16 protein-coding genes and 1 riboswitch are annotated in these 19740 nt (G+C 62.7%); of the genes, 4 read left to right on the top strand and 12 right to left on the bottom strand.

The genetic code is table 11. The features are described from left to right. Positions 1-35: 35 nt before the first annotated feature. Complete coding sequence (locus tag Q9295_RS05450) at positions 36-1430, bottom strand: circularly permuted type 2 ATP-grasp protein (protein ID WP_306679603.1); 1395 nt, start codon at positions 1428-1430, stop codon at positions 36-38. 420 nt (positions 1431-1850) lie between these two features. On the opposite strand from Q9295_RS05450, the gene Q9295_RS05445 reads away from it, so the two are divergent. Then, positions 1851-3683 carry a M3 family oligoendopeptidase gene (locus Q9295_RS05445; protein WP_306679497.1) on the top strand — a complete coding sequence of 611 codons (1833 nt, stop codon included), beginning with the start codon at positions 1851-1853 and terminating at the stop codon, positions 3681-3683. Positions 3684-3759: 76 nt separating this feature from the next. On the opposite strand, the gene Q9295_RS05440 is transcribed toward Q9295_RS05445, so the two are convergent. The 6 genes from Q9295_RS05440 to Q9295_RS05415 all read right to left on the bottom strand — a co-directional run bounded on the left by Q9295_RS05440 (position 3760) and on the right by Q9295_RS05415 (position 11000). Further along, the gene (locus tag Q9295_RS05440) at positions 3760-4746 is read right to left on the bottom strand and encodes a Gfo/Idh/MocA family protein (RefSeq protein WP_306679496.1); all 987 of its coding nucleotides are present in this window, start codon (positions 4744-4746) and stop codon (positions 3760-3762) included. Between the two features lie 62 nt (positions 4747-4808). Then, positions 4809-5588 carry a CDP-diacylglycerol--serine O-phosphatidyltransferase gene (gene pssA, locus Q9295_RS05435; protein ID WP_306679495.1) on the bottom strand — a complete coding sequence of 260 codons (780 nt, stop codon included), beginning with the start codon at positions 5586-5588 and terminating at the stop codon, positions 4809-4811. Continuing rightward, a complete protein-coding gene (locus Q9295_RS05430; RefSeq protein WP_306679494.1) occupies positions 5588-6280 on the bottom strand; it encodes a phosphatidylserine decarboxylase in 693 nt (230 codons plus the stop codon). Before Q9295_RS05430 ends, pssA begins: the two co-directional genes overlap by 1 nt. Positions 6281-6449: 169 nt before the next feature. Next, the gene (gene rpoH, locus Q9295_RS05425; protein WP_306679493.1) at positions 6450-7343 is read right to left on the bottom strand and encodes an RNA polymerase sigma factor RpoH; all 894 of its coding nucleotides are present in this window, start codon (positions 7341-7343) and stop codon (positions 6450-6452) included. A gap of 232 nt (positions 7344-7575) precedes the next feature. Then, positions 7576-9555, bottom strand: a complete 1980-nt coding sequence (locus Q9295_RS05420) for a potassium transporter Kup (RefSeq protein WP_306679492.1) — start codon at positions 9553-9555, stop codon at positions 7576-7578. Between the two features lie 362 nt (positions 9556-9917). Then, positions 9918-11000 carry an RluA family pseudouridine synthase gene (locus Q9295_RS05415; protein ID WP_306679491.1) on the bottom strand — a complete coding sequence of 361 codons (1083 nt, stop codon included), beginning with the start codon at positions 10998-11000 and terminating at the stop codon, positions 9918-9920. Between Q9295_RS05415 and Q9295_RS05410 the strand changes: the two genes are divergently transcribed. Then, a complete protein-coding gene (locus tag Q9295_RS05410; RefSeq protein WP_306679490.1) occupies positions 10999-11352 on the top strand; it encodes a DUF6476 family protein in 354 nt (117 codons plus the stop codon). The genes Q9295_RS05415 and Q9295_RS05410 overlap by 2 nt on opposite strands. Positions 11353-11377: 25 nt before the next feature. Here the strand turns inward: Q9295_RS05410 and Q9295_RS05405 are convergent, their stop codons facing one another. The 5 genes from Q9295_RS05405 to Q9295_RS05385 form a co-directional block, all read right to left on the bottom strand. Continuing rightward, a complete protein-coding gene (locus tag Q9295_RS05405) occupies positions 11378-12034 on the bottom strand; it encodes an adenosylcobinamide amidohydrolase (protein ID WP_306679489.1) in 657 nt (218 codons plus the stop codon). Continuing rightward, complete coding sequence (locus Q9295_RS05400; protein ID WP_306679488.1) at positions 12031-12765, bottom strand: ABC transporter ATP-binding protein; 735 nt, start codon at positions 12763-12765, stop codon at positions 12031-12033. The genes Q9295_RS05405 and Q9295_RS05400 overlap by 4 nt, the downstream gene beginning before the upstream one ends. After that, a complete protein-coding gene (locus Q9295_RS05395) occupies positions 12762-13745 on the bottom strand; it encodes a FecCD family ABC transporter permease (RefSeq protein WP_306679487.1) in 984 nt (327 codons plus the stop codon). The genes Q9295_RS05400 and Q9295_RS05395 overlap by 4 nt, the downstream gene beginning before the upstream one ends. Then, positions 13742-14569 carry an ABC transporter substrate-binding protein gene (locus Q9295_RS05390; RefSeq protein WP_373457430.1) on the bottom strand — a complete coding sequence of 276 codons (828 nt, stop codon included), beginning with the start codon at positions 14567-14569 and terminating at the stop codon, positions 13742-13744. Before Q9295_RS05390 ends, Q9295_RS05395 begins: the two co-directional genes overlap by 4 nt. Positions 14570-14720: 151 nt before the next feature. Further along, positions 14721-16607, bottom strand: a complete 1887-nt coding sequence (locus tag Q9295_RS05385; protein ID WP_306679485.1) for a TonB-dependent receptor plug domain-containing protein — start codon at positions 16605-16607, stop codon at positions 14721-14723. A 113-nt stretch (positions 16608-16720) separates the two neighbouring features. Next, positions 16721-16906: riboswitch (cobalamin riboswitch) on the bottom strand. A gap of 161 nt (positions 16907-17067) precedes the next feature. On the opposite strand from Q9295_RS05385, the gene Q9295_RS05380 reads away from it, so the two are divergent. Together Q9295_RS05380 and Q9295_RS05375 are read left to right on the top strand one after the other, a co-directional pair. Then, positions 17068-18576 carry an amidase gene (locus Q9295_RS05380; protein ID WP_306679484.1) on the top strand — a complete coding sequence of 503 codons (1509 nt, stop codon included), beginning with the start codon at positions 17068-17070 and terminating at the stop codon, positions 18574-18576. Between the two features lie 95 nt (positions 18577-18671). After that, entirely contained in the window at positions 18672-19739 is a 1068-nt protein-coding gene (locus Q9295_RS05375) for an ABC transporter ATP-binding protein (protein ID WP_306679483.1), read from the top strand. The last annotated feature ends 1 nt before the right edge of the window (position 19740 follow it).

The following is a 19740-nucleotide window of genomic DNA, read 5'->3' as shown; positions in this document are numbered from 1 at the left end:
CAAAACGGCCATGGCGGAGAAACGAGGGGCTTGGATCATTCGGCCAGCACCCACGTGTCTTTGACCCCGCCGCCTTGGCTTGAGTTCACCACCAATGAGCCCTCTTTCAGCGCCACACGGGTCAGCCCGCCCGGCACCAGCTCAATCCTCTCGCCCACCAAGCAATAGGGGCGCAGGTCCACATGGCGCGGCGCCACGCCCTCTTCAACAAAGGTCGGCACCGTCGACAGAGCCAGCGTCGGCTGGGCGATGTAATTATGCGGCTTGGCTTGGATCAGGTTGCGAAACACCTCGATCTCAGCTTTCGAGGCTTTCGGGCCCACCAACATCCCATAGCCGCCCGAGCCATGCACCTCTTTCACCACCAGTTCTGGCAGCTTATCCAACACATAGGCCAGATCGTCGGCCTTGCCGCATTGCCAAGTGGGCACATTGTCCAAAAGCGGCTCTTCACCCAGATAAAATCGTACCATTTCCGGCACATAGGTATAAACGGCTTTGTCATCCGCCACGCCCGCACCGGGAGCCGAACAGATCGAAACCCCGCCCGCGCGGTAAACATCCATCAGCCCCGCCACGCCCACCATACTGTCGGGGCGGAAGCACAAAGGGTCCAAAAAGCTGTCATCGATGCGCCGATAGATCACATCAACGCGCTTTGGACCTTGGGTGGTGCGGGCATAGACAAACTCGCCATCAACGAAGAGATCTTGCCCCTCGACCAGATCCACCCCCATCAAATCGGCCAAAAGCGAATGTTCGTAATAGGCCGAGTTGAAATGGCCGGGGGTGAGAATAACGATATTCGGCTCGCCCTTGCATTTCGCGGGCGCGACCGAGGCCAAGGTGCGGCGCAACACTTCGGAATAATTATCGACCGGCTCAATCCGATTGCCGCGGAAAAGCTCGGGGAACATCCGCATCATAATCTCGCGGGATTCCAGCATATAGCTCACCCCCGAGGGCGTGCGGCAATTGTCCTCAAGCACATAGAATTGGTCCGGCCCGGTGCGGACAATATCAATGCCAACGACATGAGAATAAATGCCTTTTGGCGGCACGAAGCCCGCCACTTCCTTCTCATAGGCCGCATTGTGATAGACCAAGCGGCCCGGAATGCGACCCGCTCGAATGATCTCACCGCGCCCGTAGACATCGACCAAAAACGCGTTCAGCGCCCGCGCGCGCTGCTTGATTCCGCGTGACAGTTTCGACCATTCAAGCGCCGAGAACACCCGAGGGAACATGTCGAACGGGATCAGCCGATCGGGATCGCCGCCCTCGCCGTAAACCGCAAAGGTGATCCCGATGCGACGAAACAACTCCTCCGCCTCGGCCTGTTTGAGGTTGCGCAACTCGCGCGGCATCGATTGGACCCAGTCTTGCAACCGCGCATAGGGCGGGCGCAGCTCACTGCCGGTGCCAGTCATCTCGTCAAAGATGTTTGGCCCTGCGCCGCCTTGCAATGGACCGACTGATCGAATGCCGCTGCTCTGTGCTGCCACTCTGCCACTCCCTTTACGCTAAGCTCCATCCAACGTCTCTGCCCAGCCCCGGTAAAGCCCCCGCGCGCAGAAAACCGTCGAAATCCCCGTCTAACATGCAACCACTTGCACAGTTTTTCGGCAAATCCACCGATCCGGCAAGCAAAACCCGCGCGGATGGGCGCAGGCACGCCAAATGCCTATCCGTAACGCCGCCGCGGCCATCTGGCTCCATCTGGGATGGATTTGACGCTTTTGACGCGGCAGCTGGGGTTGAAGCGCCCCCCCGGCCGCGCCTAGATGGGCCATAAGCCCAGATGACACCGGGCAAGGCCGATCTCACGGCCCCATAGCAAAGGATGCATCATGACCCTGCCCCTGCCCCGCCGGACTTTCGGCGCCTCAGCCTTTGCCAAGGGCGATGAGTTCGGTCGTCTGCCGGAATGGGATCTGACCGATCTCTACGCCTCGCCAGATGCGCCGGAATTTGCCCGCGATATGGATTGGCTTGACCAAGCTTGCGCCGATTTTTCCGCCTCCTATGAGGGCAAGCTGGCCGGTTTGGATGCAGTGGGCCTTCTAGCCGCCGTGCAGGCCTATGAGCAGATCGACATCACCGCCGGGCGTCTGATGTCCTATGCGGGCCTGCGCTACTACCAAAACACCATGGATTCCGAGCGCGCCAAATTCATGGCCGATGCCGAGGGCCGCGTCACCGATGCGACCACGCCTTTGGTGTTTTGGAGCCTTGAATTCAACCGCTTGGAAGATGCCCATCTGGATCGTCTTCTGGCCGAGAATGCCGACCTTGCGCGCTACAAACCGGTGTTTGAGCGTCTGCGCGCCATGCGCCCACACCAGCTCTCGGATGAGTTGGAGCGCTTCTTGCATGACGAATCCGTTGTCGGTGCCTCGGCTTGGAACAAGCTCTTTGATGAGACGCTCGCCGGGATGATGTTCGCCGTAGCAGGTGAGGATGAGTCGCTGAACCTTGAGGCGACGCTGAACCTTTTGACCGATACCGCCCGCCCCCGCCGTGAGGCCGCCGCGCGCGCCTTGGCGGAAGGGTTTGGCAAGCAGATCAAGCTCTTCTCCCGCGTCCACAACACGCTGGCCAAGGAAAAAGAGATCCATGACCGCTGGCGCAAGATGCCCTCGCCGCAGCATGGCCGGCATCTGTCGAACCATGTCGAGCCTGAGGTGGTGGAAGCCCTGCGCAATGCCGTGGTCGCGGCCTACCCCAAGCTGTCGCACCGCTATTACCGGCTGAAGGCGAAATGGCTGGGGCTTGAGACGCTGCAAGTCTGGGACCGCAACGCGCCCTTGCCGATCGAGCAGCCGAAGACCGTCGATTGGGCCACCGCCGAGAAGACGGTGATGGAAGCTTACGGCGCCTTCTCGCCTGAGATGGCAGCTTTGGCCAAGCCCTTCTTCGACAAGGGCTGGATCGATGCGGGCGTCAAAGCCGGCAAGGCTCCGGGCGCCTTTGCCCATCCGACGGTGACCACGGTGCATCCCTATGTGATGCTGAACTACCTTGGAAAACCCCGCGATGTCATGACCTTGGCGCATGAGCTGGGCCACGGTGTGCACCAAGTTCTGGCGGCCGGTCAGGGCGAATTGCTCTCGGCCACGCCTTTGACCTTGGCCGAGACCGCTTCGGTTTTCGGTGAGATGCTGACCTTCCGCCAACTGCTGTCGCAGGTCAAAACCCCGGCCGAGCGTAAGACGCTGCTGGCGGGCAAGGTTGAGGATATGATCAACACGGTGGTCCGCCAGATCGCCTTCTACGACTTCGAATGCAAGCTGCACGCCGCCCGCGCGGAAGGCGAGCTGACGCCCGATGACATCAACGCTTTGTGGATGTCGGTGCAGGCGCAAAGCCTTGGCGATGCCTTTGACTTCATGGACGGATATGAGACCTTCTGGGCCTATATCCCGCATTTCGTGCACTCGCCCTTCTACGTCTATGCCTATGCTTTCGGCGATGGTTTGGTGAACGCGCTTTATGCCGCCTATGAGGGTGGTTTGCCCGACTTTGAGGCGAAGTATTTCGATCTGCTGAAAGCTGGCGGCTCCAAACACCACAAAGAGCTGCTGGCCCCCTTCGGCCTTGATTTGTCGGATCCGGCCTTCTGGGACAAGGGTCTGAACATGATCTCGGGCTTCATCGATGAGCTGGAGGCGATGGAGGACTAAGCCTTTCCTCTCTCAGCAAAAACAACAAAGCCCTGCTCATCTGAGCAGGGCTTTTCCGTTGGATGATGTCGTCAGTTCAGGGGAACTCCACCGCCGCCGCATAGGCGCGGTCCATCATCCTTTGCGTGCCTTGCGCGGCTTCCAGCGGCCAGGGATAGGCCCCCCCTTCGCGGATCGCGCGGCCAAAGGCCTCAACTTGCAACTTATACTGAGGCGCTGCCGGGAAGCGCTCGGAGATCACCCGATTGCCCTGCTGATGCAGTTCAACTTCGGCCATATCGTTGACATTGGCGTTGAAACAGCCGCCCTCCAGCCGGATCATGCCCTTATCGCCTTGGAAGGTCACGCATTGGCGGTTGTAAAGCCGCATGCCGGTGGTCGAATGGTAGGTGAAGGCGTGGCCGCCCCCCTCCATCCGGCCAAAGACATGCGCCAAAGCGTCGATGCCATTCTCGCGCTGCACCCGCGCCTCTAGTGCCACCGGCTCGGCACCCGTCACAAAGCGTGCCGCGCCAAAGGTATAAACGCCAATGTCGCGCAGCGAGCCGCCACCAGTCTCGGGGCGGTTCCGGATATTGCCGGCGTCGGTCAGGTTGAAGCTGAAGACCGCATCGACATGGCGCAGGGTGCCAATCTCGCCCGCCGCAAGCCATTCCTTGGCCCGCTGCCATTGCGGGTGATGCACGACCATAAAGGCCTCGGCCGCCAGCAATCCGCTGCGGTCGCGCTCGGCAATGAGTTCGTCAATCTCACCCGCGTGCAGCGCAATCGGCTTTTCGGTCAGCACATGTTTGCCCGCCCGCAACGCCTTTAGCGTCCATGCGACATGCAGATGGTTGGGCAAGGGCACATAGACCGCGTCGATCTCGGGGTCGGCCAGCAATGCCTCGTAGCTTTCATGCAGGCGCAAAGATGGGCAGAAGGCCTGAAATCCGGCAGCCTTGCCGGGATCCGAGGTGGCCAGCGCCACCAGTTCGGCGCCATGTGCGGCATGGATCGCCGGAGCCATATGGTTCTGCGCAAACCTTGCGGCGCCCAGAATTCCCCAACGGATTGTCTTCATTCTACCCCCCCCCATCGCTCAAAGGGAGAGGCTAGGCGGCGGGGCAGCCCGCCGCAAGCCATTCAGTTCCGCCGCTTCCTGCGCAGCCCGGCCAAAGCCAGCGAAAGGATCGCGCCCAGATAGCACAGCGACAGCACCAGCAAGGTGACCCAAGGATAGGTGAAGAGCGATGCGATCACCACCACACCGAAGACCAGCACATAGCGCGCCCAAGAGGCCGCCACTGTGGCGCGTTTCATGCTTGGCGTGGGCAAGCGGCTGATCATCAGCGCGCCAATCGCCACCATCCATGCCGCAACGAACAAAGCCGGCAGGCGGTAATCGGTCACATGGCTCAGATAAATCGGCAGCAAGGCCAGCATCGCCCCCGCCGGTGAGGGCACGCCGATGAAAGCTGAGGTCTCGGCCGGGGCCGCAAGGCGGTTGCCCACGTTGAACCGCGCCAAGCGCAGCATGCAGCAAACGGCATAGACCAGAACGGCGATCCAGCCGATCTGGATTTCACTGCTCAACCCCCAAAGGTAAAGCACAATGCCCGGAACGACGCCGAAATTGACAAAGTCACACAGACTGTCGAGTTCGGCACCAATGTCGCTTTCGCTTTTCAGCATCCGGGCCAGCCGACCGTCCAGCCCATCCAAAGCCGCCGCTAGGGCGATCAGGAACACCGCCTCAGAGATCCTGCCAGAAATGGCAAAACGGATCGCAGTCAGACCGGCACAAAGCGCCAGAATCGACACAAGGTTCGGCAGCAGTTTCAGCAAATGCAGCTGAGGCTCCTTGGCCCCTTTCTTTTGTGGCAGCCAAGCGTCAGCTTGGGGATCCTCGGGCTGCGGTGCCATCACTCAATCCTTGCCGCAAGGGCCGGCATATCCTGACCGACATAGGCGATCACCGTCTCACCCGCGACCATCGTTTGGCCAAGGGCCACCTGCGGCTCAACACCTTCGGGCAGATAGACATCCAAGCGGCTGCCAAAACGGATCAGGCCGAAACGCTCGCCGGTGCGCAGGCTCTGCCCCGGCGCGGTCCAGCACAGGATGCGCCGTGCCACCAATCCAGCGATCTGCACCACCGCGATCTGGCGGCCATCATCCATCCGGATTGCCACAGCGTTGCGCTCATTATCGACCGAGGCTTTATCGAGCGAAGCGTTCAAGAACTTGCCCGAGCGATAGGAGACGGCCGTCACCTCACCGGCGATCGGCGCGCGGTTCACATGGCAGTTGAAGACCGACATGAAGACCGAAACACGCATCATCGGTGCAGGGCCAAGCCCCAGTTCAGGCGGCGGCACGGCCGGGCCCATCAGGCTGACCACGCCATCGGCGGGGCTGACAAGCAGACCACGGTTTTGCGGCACCGCGCGCTTGGGGTCGCGGAAGAAATAATAGCACCAAACCGTCAACCCCAGCCCGATCCAGCCCAAAGGCTGCCAGAGCCAGAACAGCGCCAGCGTCACCAGCGCGAATACGGGAACGAATTTCCACCCCTCGGGGTGCATCGGCTTCAAGAATGTATCGGTCATTTTCATGCGCTGGCTCTACCCTTACCGGCTCTTAGGAGCAAATAAAAACGGTGGGAGCGGCGCGGCAACGCTTCAGGCAAAGCCGCTTTGCCCCGTTGGAATGGCAAAAGGCCGGGCCTTTCCAAGCCCGGCCAACGCAGCCCTTTGCGCCAAGCGCTTTGGCCCATCACGCGGATCAGGCCGGAACAGCCAAGCCCTTGCCGCGCGCAAGATCCCGCATCCGGGCTTGCAGCTTTTCAAAGGCCCGCACTTCGATCTGACGGATCCGTTCACGGCTGACGCCGTAGTTCTCCGACAGCTCCTCAAGCGTTTTCGGCTCATCCGCCAGACGGCGCTGCACCAAGACGTCCTTTTCGCGGTCGTTCAGCACCGACATCGCCTCGGCCAAAAGTGCGCGACGGGTGTCAAGTTCGTCTTGCTCGGCATAAGCGCCGGCCTGATCGCTGTCTTCGTCTTCCAGCCAATCTTGCCACTGCGCCCCGCCCTCTTCCGAGCCGACCATCGCATTCAACGAAGCGTCGCCGCCCGACAAACGCCGGTTCATCGAGATCACTTCGGCTTCCGAGACCGACAGATCCTGCGCGATCTTGGCAAGGTTCTCAGGCCGCAAATCGCCCTCTTCCAAAGCACCGACCTTGGCCTTGGCTTTGCGCAGATTGAAGAACAGCTTTTTCTGCGCAGAGGTGGTGCCCAGCTTCACCAAGCTCCACGACCGCAGGATGTATTCCTGGATCGAGGCGCGGATCCACCACATCGCATAAGTGGCCAAACGGAAGCCCTTTTCGGGGTCAAACCGCTTCACCGCCTGCATCAGGCCAACGTTCGCTTCCGAGATCACCTCGGCCTGCGGCAGGCCGTAGCCGCGGTAGCCCATAGCGATCTTGGCCGCCAAACGCAGATGCGAGGTAACCATCCGGTGCGCCGCTTCACTGTCTTGCCGGTCGACCCAAGCCTTGGCCAACATATATTCTTCTTCCGGCTCCAAGAGCGGGAATTTGCGAATTTCTTGCAGATACCGGTTCAGACCCTGCTCGGGGCTGGGTGCCGGAAGATTTGCGTAGGTGCTCATGTCTGCCCCCTATTGTTACCCGGTGCCATCAGCCCCCGGGGATCGCGTTATCTAAGGAGCGCGCTCTTGGGTTTCAAGAACCCGCGCCGCGCCGACTATCATCCTTAGGTTAACGAAATATGTGTCGGGTTCCGTCGCTCTGCCAGATTTGTGACATTCCAGTCACGGGAATGTCAGCAGAGAGAGGATGGCATTTGCAAAGCCGTTTCCTATCTCTGCCCGCGCCAACGCATCAGATCGCAACCCGTTCCCCCAATTCCACCACCCGATCGCGCGGCAGGTGATAAAAATCACTGGGATCGGCGGCAAATCGGCTCATCGCCACATAAGCCCGGTCCAAACTCAGCTCGAGCCCCTGCCCTGTGGCCACCGCGCGACGCCGCCCCAAGAAGAAGGTCGAGGTCATCACATCGAACCTCAGCCCCGCCCGCCGCGCATGCGCCATCGCCCGGCTGATATTGGGCGTCTCCATAAAGCCAAAGCGCAAGATGACCCGTGTGAAAGCCCCACCCAAATCCTCGACAAAGGCGCGTTCTTCAGCGGTGGCATAGGGCACGCGCAGGGTTTCAACCGTCAAGAACACGGTCTGCTCATGCAAGACACGATTGTGCTTCATGTTATGCAACAGCGCCGAGGGCACGATCTCCGGATCGCCGGTCAGGAAGAAGGCTGTGCCCGGAATCCGATGCACCGAACTGCGTCGCATGATCTGCACAAAGGATGGCACCGTCACCGCCAACCGATGCACCCGCATCTTCACCGCCTGCGTGCCGCGCCACCAGATCCACATCAGCCCACAAATGACCAGCGCCACCAGCACCGGAACATAGCCACCCTCGTGAATTTTGGTCAGGTTGGAGGCAAGGAAAACCATCTCGATCAAAAGGATAGGACTTGTCAGCAGAACGGCAAAAGCCAGCGGCATCCCGCGCACGCGGGTCAGATAGAACAGCCCCAAAACCGTGGTCAGCACCATCGTGCCGGTGACCGCGATCCCATAAGCCGAGGCCAGCGCAGTGGATGTGCCAAAGCCCACCACCAGCCAGATCACGCCTGCCAACAAAAGCCAGTTCACCGCACCAATGTAGATTTGCCCGCTTTGCCCCTCGGCGGTGTGAACGATGCGCAGTCGCGGCAAAAAGCCCAACTGCACCGCCGCCCGCGCCATCGAAAAAGCCCCGGTGATCACGGCCTGCGCAGCGATCACGGTGGCGGCGGTGGCCAGCCCCACCAACACCGGTAAAAACGCCGCCGAGGCAAGGCTGTAGAACGGATTCTCGGCGGTCTCGGGGTGGCTCAGCACCAAAGCACCTTGCCCAAGGTAATTCAGCACCAAAGCCGGCAGCACCAGACCAAACCAAGCCCAGCTGATTGGTTTACGGCCAAAATGCCCCAGATCGGCGTAAAGCGCCTCGCCGCCCGTGACGGCCAGAAAGATCGCGCCGAGTACCACAAAGGCCACGCCCGGATGGCCGATCAGGAAGGAAATTCCCCAGGCCGGATTGACGGCCCACAGCACCATCGGCGCCTCGGCAAGGTGCCAAAGCCCCATGCCCGCCAGCACCGCAAACCACAAGAGCATCACCGGGCCAAAGAATTGCGCCACCCGCGCGGTGCCTTGGCGCTGCACCATAAAAAGCGCCACCAAGATGCCCAAAGTCACCGGCAAGACATAGGCCTCAAGCTGCGGCAAGATCAGCCCCATGCCCTCGACCGCAGACAAGACCGAGATCGCCGGGGTGATCGCCGCATCCCCAGCAAAAAGCGCTGCCCCCGCCATCGCCAAAAGCAAGATCGGGATCGAGCGGCGGCCAATCGCCAAGCGCACAAGCGTGTAAAGCGACAGGATCCCGCCCTCGCCCCGGTTGTCGGCGCGCAACAGCACGAAGACATATTTCACCGTCACGATCAGCAGCAGCGTCCAGATCAGCAAGGACAAGAGCCCCAAAACCTCAGGCGCCGCAGGCTGGGCCACGCCGGTGGCCCGCAAAGCCTCGCGGAAGGCATAGAGGGGCGAGGTGCCGATATCGCCGTAAACCACCCCCAAAGCGCCAAGCGCCAAGGCGCCGATGCCCTGCCGATGCAGGGTATGGTTGTGGATATCGGCATCAGCATCCGCCTCAGCCCGCAAATAGTCTGCAATATCAAGGGCATCTTCACTGAGATGCGCCACAGGCTTTGGCCCTAAGAATAGGGCGGATTCGTCGGTCATCACGACACCGGGCGCTCAGCGCCATATGAGAAAAGGGGATAAGAGTCAGGATTGCGCGAGGCGGCCAACCAAGGGCAAGCGCATAGATCCGCGCCCGCATTCCGCCGAGAAATCCCGCCTGGCAGGCGGGCTGAGCATAGCTCCAAAGCCACACCGGCATCGCCGGCTGAAGCTGAACGCTACACCCGAGACACGAACTGCACAATATGCTGCAACTGCACGATCACCCGAACGCGCAACAAGCGGCCAAAAAGCGCCGAGCCTGCCGCTCTTTTAAAACAGAACATCCCCGCCGGAGGCACGCGCTGGCCCTCCGCGCCCTGCGCGGTGGGGCAGCTCAAAAAACTTGCGCCGCAAGGCGCTCAATGGGATCCGGACGCGCCTTGGCGCAAAGCCTCGAGCAAAGCGGCAAGATCCGCCGGCAGATCGGCGGCAAACTCCATCCGCTCACCCGTGACCGGATGCTCAAAGCCCAAAGTGGCGGCATGCAACGCTTGACGCGGGAAGGCATTGCCCGCCACCGCGCCCTCTCCCAAAGCTTTCTCCGAGATTTTGCGTTTGCCGCCATAGGTTTGGTCGCCCAAGAGCCCATGCCCCACATAGGTCATATGCACCCGGATCTGATGCGTGCGCCCGGTCTCAAGCCAGCATTCCACCAGCGCGGCTTGCTCGGCAAAGGTCTCAATCACCCGCGTGCGCGTCACCGCCGGACGGCCTTCACCATCCCAAACCACAGCCTGACGCTGACGGTCAGTCTTGTGCCGCGCCAGCCCCGTGGCGATGCGGATCACCCCACCCGGCTCAAAGCTCACCCCGCGATGGCCGCGCAAGCGCGGATCGGCCCCTTCGGGCACGCCATTGACCAGCGCAATATAGCGCCGCGTCACCGTATGGGCGGCAAATTGCGCCGCAAGCCCCTGATGCGCGCGGTCGGTTTTGGCCGCCACCAAAAGCCCGGTGGTGTCCTTATCGATCCGGTGCACGATCCCCGGCCGCCGCTCGCCACCGATGCCTGACAGGCTGTCACCGCAGTGGTGCATCAAGGCGTTGGCAAGCGTGCCGCGCGGGCTGCCGGGTGCCGGATGCACCACCATGCCCGCGGGTTTGTTCACCACGATCAGCTCGGCATCCTCATAGATCACCTCAAGCGGGATATCCTCGGCCAGAAGATCTGCAGTGACCGAAGCCACAATCTCGATCTCAAACACCTCGCCCGGCTGGACCTTTTCCTTGGGGTTGGTCAGCGCAACGCCGCCGCGACGCACCGCCCCATCGCCGATCATCCGCATCAGGCGTGAGCGCGACAGCGACGCCTCCTCTGGCACTGAAGCCGCAAGAGCCTTATCAAGGCGCTCAACTGCCTCGCCCTCATAGGTGACGCGCAGCACTTCCGCGCCGGCCAAGGATTCCTCGCCTTCGTCCCCGTCCAAGAAAGGCTCTTGCATGACTGATGCTCCGTCGGGGGAAGGCCTACCGCCCTCACTGCGTCTGTTGAAACTTTTGGTCATCGTGCTGATGCTGGTGATGATTGGCGGTGTCATAACCATCGTCGGGCTGATTGTCACCCGCCTGCCGGCGGCAAAGGAGGATGCCCCGCCAGCGGCCCATGCGGGCCTCTCCGCGCTGCCTGCGGCCTTGCAGATGCCTCAGGGCGCGCAGCCCGAGGCGGTGACCTTTGGCAAAGGCTGGATCGCGGTGGTGACGCAAGACGATCGGATCTTGGTCTTCACCGAAGACGGCGCGCTGCAACAAGAGCTGCAACTCGCCCCGCTGCCAGAGGCCAGTTCAGCGCCCTAAGGCGCTAAGACCGCAAGGGTTTCCCTCAGATCCGCCCCGCGCGCTTGGCATCACGCCAAGCGATCCAAGCCTGCGCGGCGGTCTCAATCCCCTCACGCACGCAAGCGCCAATCGCCTCTCCCACCGCCGTGTGCAGCCCGGCATATCGCGTCTGACCCGGATGACAGGCGAGTGCGATGCAATCGGTGCCGGTGCCAGTGGCAAGGCCCGTCTCAAGCATAAGTCCAGCGCTCATGAGCCCCGCAGTGCGGGCCTGCACGGCGATGGTCAGCGCCTCAAGCTGCGCAGTTTCGGTCAAAGCGGCGTCGGTGGCGACGAGAATGTTGATCGTGCCGAAATCGGCCGGGTGCCACGGCAACCGCTTGCCCACGGCTTCGGCATTGGAAAGCCCCAAAGTGATCACGCATTGCGCAGTGATCCCCTCAACCGTCGCGCGGGCCTCATTATAGCTGCCAACATCGCGCGAGGTGATCATCCCCACCGCTTGCGGCGCGCGGCGCATCTCGGCGGCGAACCAGTCTTCGACCGGGAAATCCGGCGTCAGATCGGCATTGCGCACCTCGCGCCAAAGCACCTCATCCGTGGTGCAATAGCCCGCGTTATGCGGGGCATGCGACAGCAGGCGCATCGGCTGAGAGAGCGTGGCCCGCAGCCAAGGCCGCTCAAGCGAGACGTGGATCACCGCAAAACCTCGGTCGGTTGGAAGACGGGGCCTTCGGGGGTCATGGCATGGAAGCCTTTGATCCCAAAGGCATCAGCAAGGAGTTGATCGGTCAGCACCTCAGCCGGCGTGCCATCGGCAATCAGCTGGCCCCGGTGCAAGAGCAAAAGCCGCGAGCAATGGCGGGCGGCAAGGCCAAGGTCATGGATCGAGGCGATCACGCTGCGGCCCTCGGCGGCAAGACCCGCAAAGACCTGCATGGTGCGGATCTGCGCCTCGGGGTCGAGGCCCGCGACCGGCTCATCGGCCAGCACCAGCGGGGTCTCTTGGGCCAGCACACGGGCGATGAGCACACGGGCTTGCTCGCCCCCCGAAAGGGCCGTGGCTTTGCGGCCTCGGTAGCCTTGCAGGGCCATGCGGCGCAGGGCCTCTTCCACCGCCGTACCGTCCTCGGGCTGGCCAGAGCGGCCCAGAGCGACCAAGGTTTCCACCGTCACCGGCCAAGCGATCTCGCGCCCTTGCGGCATGAAAGCGGCCGCGCGGGCGCGGGCGGCGGCAGGCAATGCGCTGAGCGACGAGCGCCCCTCATGCGGCAAAAGCCCCAAAGCGCCGCGCAAAAGGCTGGTCTTTCCGGCGCCGTTGGGGCCGATCAAACCGACAAATTCGCCCGGCTGGACGGTAAAGGAGACCCCATCCACCACCGGGCAGACGCCTCGGCGCACCGTCAATTTGTCCAAGGAAAGCAAGCTCATGCCTCGACCCTCCGCATCCGCCAAATGAGATGAAGGAAGAATGGCGCGCCGACAATGGCGGTCAGAACGCCCAGTTTCAGGTCCTGATCGGGGGCGATCAGCCGGGTCGCGATATCGGCGGCAAGAAGCATGGCGGCCCCGCCCAAGGCGGCGGCGGGCAGAAGATGCGAAGGGCGGGCGGCGACGAGGGGGCGCAGGATATGCGGCACGACAAGGCCGACGAAACCGACCGCGCCCGCCACGGCGACCGAGGCGCCAATGGCGGCGGCGGTGCCAAGGATCAGCGTCCAGCGCAGCCGGGCCATGTTGATGCCCATGCTTTGCGCCGCATCTTCCCCGAGGGTAAGGGCGTCCAGACCGCGTCCGATGGAGAGAAGCGCGGCAAGGCCGAGGGCGATGAAGGGGGCGGCAAGCCAGACATGGGTCATCGAGCGATCAGCAAGCGAACCCATCATCCAATAGACAATTTCCATTGCGGCGAAGGGGTTAGACGAAAGGTTGAGCGCCAGTGAGGTCAGCGCCGCCGCCAAGGCCGAGATGGCGATACCGGCGAGGATCAGGGCCAAGGCACCACCTCGGGGACCGGCCAGAAGAAGGATCAACAGGACCGAAAGCCCCGCCCCGGCCAGTGCCGAAAGCGGCAAGGCAAGGGCGAAAGCGGCGGCAAGTCCGGTCTGCAAGGAGAGCACTGCGCCCAGCGCCGCAGCCGAGGAGACGCCGATAAGCCCCGGTTCTGCAAGCGGATTTCTGAGGTAACCCTGCATCGCCGCCCCCGCCAAACCAAAGGCGGCGCCGGCCAGGAGGCCCAAGATGGCACGGGGCAGACGGATCTCTTGCATGACGAGAACGACCGGGCCGCCTTGGCCGGTGATAAGCGCATGCAGGCTTTCGCCAAGGCCAAGACCGGCGGGGCCGATCAACAGGGAGGCGGCGAAGAGAAGCGCCACCAAAAGCGCCAAAACTGGCAGGGTATATTTCATTCCAGCGCCTCCCGCGCGTCGCGCATGCTGCGCAAGGCACGCAAGATATGGGGGGTTCCGCAGACCCAATCGGCATCTGTGGTGGTGGCCAGCCCGGCTTCTTGGCGCAATTCGGCCAAGGCGGGGTGGTTCAGCAGCTCCTCGGACCGGGAGCCGCCGGGATAGGGGGTGGAGGTCACGATGACATCGGGCTGGGCCATCACCAGCCGTTCCAAAGGCAAGGTGCCGCCGCCGGTGAGGCCCAACTCGGCCCCGATGTTGTGGAACCCTGCGGTGCGGAGCACATCATCTGCCAAAGATCCAGCGCCCGATGTATAGCCATTTGGGTAATACATTGCGGCGGTGGCCAACTCGCCCTGCCATGTCAGGCCCTTCAGCCCTTCGCGGAACTCGGCCGCTAGGGCCTCGGCTTGGGTTTCACGGCCAAGGGCTTGGCCGATCGTCAGAATTTGCGCCTCGACTTGGGAGAGGGCATTGACCGGCTCGACCTGCACCACGGTGACGCCAAGGTCGCGCAGCAGCGCAACCGAGGAGATCGAGCTATAGGTGCTGGCCAACACAAGGTCTGGTTTCATAAGGAAAATCTGCTCAGCCTGACCGCGATTGGGCGGATAAGCGGCGGCCTCGGCGGCCATCGAGGAAGACAGGGGATCGACCGCCAAACGGCTGACAGAGATGAGCTGGCCGGGGGCGGCAAGCATCAGCGCGATCTGATCGGTGCAGAGGTTCATCGAGACGACACGGGCCGGCGGCTCGGCGGCGGCGGGCAGTGCGACGCCCAGCGCCAAAGCGGTCAGCGCACCGCGCCGCAACGCCGAAATCAGCCTATGGAAAACGTATGGCAGACGTATGGAAAACGTCTGGCTTACGTCATGACCTCCGTTTCTCTGCGCCATGCCCGAACTTTCGTTGAAATTGGATCGTCAAATGGCCGTGGGTGACGGGCCGAGGCAGTTGCCCCGGCCCAGCACCAGATCAGAATTTGGCTTGCAGGCCGAGATAGACCTGCCGCCCCGGCTGACCGAAATTGCTGACGGTTTGGTAGGTCTCATCAAAGAGGTTTTCCACCCGGATGTAAGCGGTGGTCTGATCGTTCACATCATAGGCCAAAGCGAGATTGGCCAAGGTGTAATCTTCCAGCGCGACTTGGCTGACCACATAGGGCGTGGTCGAATAGTCGACGCTTTCATCCAGCACCCCGGCAACATGGGTCACGGTGAGATTGGCCGCCAGACGGTCGGAGATGTGACCATCAAGCCCGATGGCAAGGCTGTGGCGCGGCGCGCGGGCGCCGCGACGGCTGCTGCCGCCCTCTTCAACGGTGACATCGTTATAGGTGTAGCTGCCGGTCAGCTTCCAATTGGCCGAGAGCTGTTGGCTGGCTTCCAGCTCAACCCCGCGGGTCGTGGCCTCGCCATCGACTTGGGTATAGGCACCCCAGCCCATGTTGGGATCATAGATGATCTGATTGTCTACCTTGATGTCGAAGAGCGTGGCTTTGAGCGAGCCTTCCGCCAAGAGCCGCTCGAGGCCAAGTTCAAAGCTGCGGCTTTCTTCCGGTTGGAAGGCCGGATTGCCGTAGCTGCTCCAAAGCTCATAGGGCGAAGGCGCGCGGAAGCCGGTGGCGGCGACGGCGCGGATGATCCAATCCTCGGTTGGCCGGTAAGCGACAGCGGCGCGGCCCGAAGTGTAACCGCCGAAGCGGCTGTGCTCATCTTGGCGCAGCGCGAAGGAGAGATCGAGCTGATCATTCGGCGCATAGAGCAGCTCGGCATAGGCCGAAGCGGTCCATTGCTTGCCAGCGCTATCGCCGTAGGGGTTGAGAAGGACGAAATCCTCGGCCCGGCGCTCAAGCCCCCAGTTGATCGAGAGCTGGTCATTGGCATCCCAAGCCCCGGTATAGCCGATCTGGTCGCGGTCGCCGAAGAAATCGGTCGGGGTGGCGAATTCGATGACTTCCCGGCGCATGGTCATGCGCGAGAAGGACAGCTCATGTTCGACCGCGCCGGTGTTGATTTGGGCAAAGACCCGGCCGCCGCGCAGGATGCCGTCAGAGGTGTTGTCTGCATCGCCTCCGGAGGCATCGAACTCGGTGTAATTGTCGCGGATGAGGAGGCTGGCGCCCAAGGTGAGGCTCTCGGTCACATCATGGCTGGCATAGGCCGAGAGGTTGGTGCCTTGGTAGCCGTCCTTCTCGGTGCCGTTGATATGGGCCGAGATGCCATCGGTGATGGTCCGGTTGAGGGTGAAGGCAAGCTCGGTCCGGTCGTCGCGGTAGCCGACGGAGGCGGTGCCGACATAGGTTTGATTGGAGCCGGCCTCGGTGCCGATCTGGCCCGAAAGACCATCTTTCTCGGGTCGCCATGAGCTGATGTCGATCACGCCAGCAGCGGCCTCGGAGCCGTAAAGCGCCGATTGGGCACCGCGCAGCACTTCGATCCGCGACAGGCCCCCGGTGGTGAGGCCAGCGAAGTCGAAGTAGAGCTGCGGGCCCGCCGGATCGGTCACATCGATGCCGTCGATCTTGGTGCCGATGTAATAGGCGGGCAGACCGCGCAGGCGCACCGAGGTGGTGGCGCCAAGGCCGCCATTGGCATTGGTCGAGACGCCCGGCAGGGTGGCGAGATAGGTAGCGAAGGGCAGTGGAGCGGTGTCGAGTTCTTCCTCGGTCACCACGGTGACGGAGGCGCCTGTGCGGCTGACATCCACCGCCTCAGACGAGGCGGTGAGGGAGATTTTACCCAGATAGGTGTTCTCGTCGGTCTCTTGCGCGAAAGCCGTCACGGGTGCCAAAAGCGCCGTGCTTGCGGCCAGGATGGCCAGTTTGGAAATGCCCTGCATCGGGTTTTCCCTTTCCCTCATTGGGCCTTCTTCAGCCCAAACGTCAACAATATCCGTGGGAAAGGTGACTTTCCGCCCGGGGTGAACGTCACCACTGGCGGTATCCGCCTGCCTCCGCGCCCCTCGCACGGAAGTAAGGGTGATCACCCTGGCAGGTCTCCTGGCTTGCGGGTCGGGGCGCGGATGGGCCTTCCCGGTTTCCCAGTGGCTTTTGTCCATCCAAGCTCGCCGCTTACAGTTGCGGGGGCAGCTGCGGAATTGCACCGCATTCCCTTTTCATCCGGGGTGTGACGCCCAGAACCTAAGGTGGGCTCTGCATGATGCGGGGAAAGCAAGCTGTCAAGCCTTTCGAAAGGCGGATGTCGCGGCCATGGCGGGATCTGTCGCAAACCGAAAAGGCGGGGCGGGAATTGTCGCGGCGCTGGACAGGAGGGCGGCGCTGCGGGCAGCATCGGGGGAGTTGGGGGAGAGGGATACGGCGATGATCGGGGATTTGGGGGCGCTGGATGCGACGGCTTTGGCCGCGATGGTGGCGCGGCGCGAGGTGAGCCCGGAGGAGCTTTTGGATGCGGCTTTGGCGGCGGTGGAGCTGCGCAATCCAAGCGTGAATGCCGTGGTGCAAATCCAAGAGGGCGCGGCGCGGCGGGCGATTGCCAAGGGCTTGCCTGAAGGGCCGTTCCGGGGCGTGCCGTTTTTGCTGAAGGATCTGGGCACCGAGGCGGTGGATTACCCCAGCCACAATGGCAGTCGGCTGCTGCGCGATACGGTCTGGAGCAAAGATTCGGCGATTTGGCAGCGGATTCGCGCAACGGGGGTGGTTTGCTTTGGCCGCACCACCAGCCCCGAGGGCGGGATCGGCGCTGCGACCGAGGCAGCGGTTTACGGCGGGCCGACGCGCAACCCTTGGCATTTGGAGCATACGTCCGGCGGTTCTTCGGGCGGCGCGGCGGCGGCTGTGGCGGCGGGAATTGTCTCAATCGCGCATGGCTCGGACGGGGGCGGCTCGGTCCGGATCCCGGCGGCCTCTTGCGGGCTTTTTGGGTTCAAGCCAACGCGGGCGCGGCTGCCGGATGGTCCTTTCGTTGGCGAAGGCTGGGCGGGGATGGCGATTGATGGGTTCCTGACCCGATCGGTCCGTGACACGGCTGTGATGCTGGATGCTTGCGAAGGGGCTGACTTGGGCGCGCCCTATTGGGCGCCGCCCTTGGAGCGGGGCCATAGCGACGCGATCTCGCGCCCCCCTGCCCGGCTGCGGATCGGCATTGTGGAAGGCACCTTTACCGGCGCGCCGATTGACCCGGAGGTGGCCGAGGCGGTGCGGGCGACCGGGCGGCTGTTGGAGAGCCTTGGGCATCATGTCGAGCCGCTGACGCTGAAGGCTGATGTGGCGGGGATGATGCGGGCTTGGACGGATATTGTCGCGGTGGGCACGGCATTGGGCATTCGCCGCGCGCTGAAAGGGCGTGCGCTCACGCCGGATCTGGTCGAAGGCGTCGGGCGCGGTGCTGTGGCCCATGCCGAAAGCCTGCATCCGGCGCGTTATCTGGAAGCGGTTGGGCAAATCCATGCCTTTGGCCGCGAGATGGCGGCGGTTTTCGGCCCAAGCCCCGGCGGGCGGATGGGCGGGCCTTCAGGGGCCGAACCCGTGAGCCTTGCGGCAAGGGCATCCGGCCCGGATATCATCCTGTCGGCCACTTTGGCCGAGCCGCCCGCCAAGGTGGGGCGCTTTGCGCATGAGACGGAAGATTACGTCGCCTATCGCACGGGTCCGCAAGGGATTTTCGCCTATTCGCCCTTCTGTGCGGTCTTCAATGCCAGCGGGCAACCTGCGGCCAATCTGCCGCTTGGATGGTCACAGTCGGGGCTGCCGATTGGTGTCCACCTCGCGGCGGCCTTTGGCAAAGATGAGCTTTTGATATCGCTTTGTGCAGAGATTGAGCAGGCCGCACCTTGGGCCCAGCGCCGAGCGGCTTTGGCGGGGCTTGGCTAAGGAATCGCTTGTCAGACCGGAGAGCGGCTGCCCAATATGATCAAACGATAAGAACGATAACGATAATAAACGACCAACTTCGGGGAGAACGCGGATTGACCGATGACGTAACGATCTCGGCCAAAGGCGTGATCAAGGCTTTTGGACAGGGCGCTGTCGCGGTGCGGGCGCTGGATGATGTCTCGGTGGATATCCGCCGGGGCGAGTTTTTCACGCTGCTTGGCCCCTCGGGCTGCGGCAAGACCACGCTGTTGCGGCTGATCGCAGGGTTTGAGATGCCCTCGGGCGGGACGATCCTGCTCGATGGCACGGATATCACCACTTTGCCGCCCAATAAGCGGCCGGTGAACACGGTGTTTCAAAGCTATGCTTTGTTCCCGCATCTGACCGTGGCCGAGAATATCGCCTTCGGGCTGGAGATGCTGGGCAAGCCGAAAGCCGAAGTGCAGGCGCGGGTCGCCGAGATGCTGGCTTTGGTGAAGCTTGAGGCGATGGCCGAGCGCAAAACCTCGCAGCTTTCGGGGGGGCAGCAGCAAAGGGTGGCTTTGGCGCGGGCTTTGGCACCGCAGCCGAAGGTTCTCTTGTTGGATGAGCCTTTGTCGGCTTTGGATCTGAAGCTGCGCAAAGAGATGCAGATCGAGCTGAAGCGGTTGCAGACCGAGACCGGGATCACCTTTGTCTTTGTCACCCATGACCAAGAAGAAGCGCTGACGATGTCAGACCGCATTGCGGTGATGTCGGCGGGCAAGATCCAGCAGGTGGGCTCGGCGCGGGAGATCTATATCTCGCCGCGCAACCGCTTTGTCGCAAGCTTTATTGGCGAGACCAATTTCCTGACCGGCACCGCGGAAGATGGTGCTTTGCGGCTGGGCACGGGTGAGCGGATTGAGGTGGCGGGCTTGCGCGCGGCCTCGGGCACCACCACGGTTTCGGTGCGGCCCGAGCAGTTGCGGCTTGGGGCGGCTGAGGCGGGTGGGCTGTCGGCGGTGGTCAAGAGCCTCGTCTATTTCGGCACCGACACCCATTGCCATCTGGCGCTGTCGGACGGCACCGAAGTGGTGGCGCGGCTGCAAAGCCCGGCCAATGGCGAGGCGGGGCTGCGGGCCGGTGACGCCGTGGGCATCCGCTTTGCCGATGGGGCCGTGCAACGGGTGGAGGACTGAC

Source organism: Pseudogemmobacter lacusdianii, assembly GCF_030848395.1.
Lineage (GTDB): Bacteria > Pseudomonadota > Alphaproteobacteria > Rhodobacterales > Rhodobacteraceae > Pseudogemmobacter > Pseudogemmobacter lacusdianii.
The sequence above is the reverse complement of the archived record's forward strand: the minus strand, read 5'-3'. Positions and strand labels throughout refer to the sequence as shown.

Excerpts from the sequence above, each read along its gene's own strand:
- Q9295_RS05450 (WP_306679603.1), bottom strand. The coding sequence starts at position 1,430 with ATGACTGGCACCGGCAGTGAGCTGCGCCCGCCCTATGCGCGGTTGCAA.
- Q9295_RS05445 (WP_306679497.1), top strand. The coding sequence starts at position 1,851 with ATGACCCTGCCCCTGCCCCGCCGGACTTTCGGCGCCTCAGCCTTTGCC.
- Q9295_RS05440 (WP_306679496.1), bottom strand. The coding sequence starts at position 4,746 with ATGAAGACAATCCGTTGGGGAATTCTGGGCGCCGCAAGGTTTGCGCAG.
- pssA (WP_306679495.1), bottom strand. The coding sequence starts at position 5,588 with ATGGCACCGCAGCCCGAGGATCCCCAAGCTGACGCTTGGCTGCCACAA.
- Q9295_RS05430 (WP_306679494.1), bottom strand. The coding sequence starts at position 6,280 with ATGAAAATGACCGATACATTCTTGAAGCCGATGCACCCCGAGGGGTGG.
- rpoH (WP_306679493.1), bottom strand. The coding sequence starts at position 7,343 with ATGAGCACCTACGCAAATCTTCCGGCACCCAGCCCCGAGCAGGGTCTG.
- Q9295_RS05420 (WP_306679492.1), bottom strand. The coding sequence starts at position 9,555 with ATGACCGACGAATCCGCCCTATTCTTAGGGCCAAAGCCTGTGGCGCAT.
- Q9295_RS05410 (WP_306679490.1), top strand. The coding sequence starts at position 10,999 with ATGACTGATGCTCCGTCGGGGGAAGGCCTACCGCCCTCACTGCGTCTG.
- Q9295_RS05415 (WP_306679491.1), bottom strand. The coding sequence starts at position 11,000 with ATGCAAGAGCCTTTCTTGGACGGGGACGAAGGCGAGGAATCCTTGGCC.
- Q9295_RS05400 (WP_306679488.1), bottom strand. The coding sequence starts at position 12,765 with ATGAGCTTGCTTTCCTTGGACAAATTGACGGTGCGCCGAGGCGTCTGC.
- Q9295_RS05395 (WP_306679487.1), bottom strand. The coding sequence starts at position 13,745 with ATGAAATATACCCTGCCAGTTTTGGCGCTTTTGGTGGCGCTTCTCTTC.
- Q9295_RS05385 (WP_306679485.1), bottom strand. The coding sequence starts at position 16,607 with ATGAGGGAAAGGGAAAACCCGATGCAGGGCATTTCCAAACTGGCCATC.
- Q9295_RS05380 (WP_306679484.1), top strand. The coding sequence starts at position 17,068 with ATGATCGGGGATTTGGGGGCGCTGGATGCGACGGCTTTGGCCGCGATG.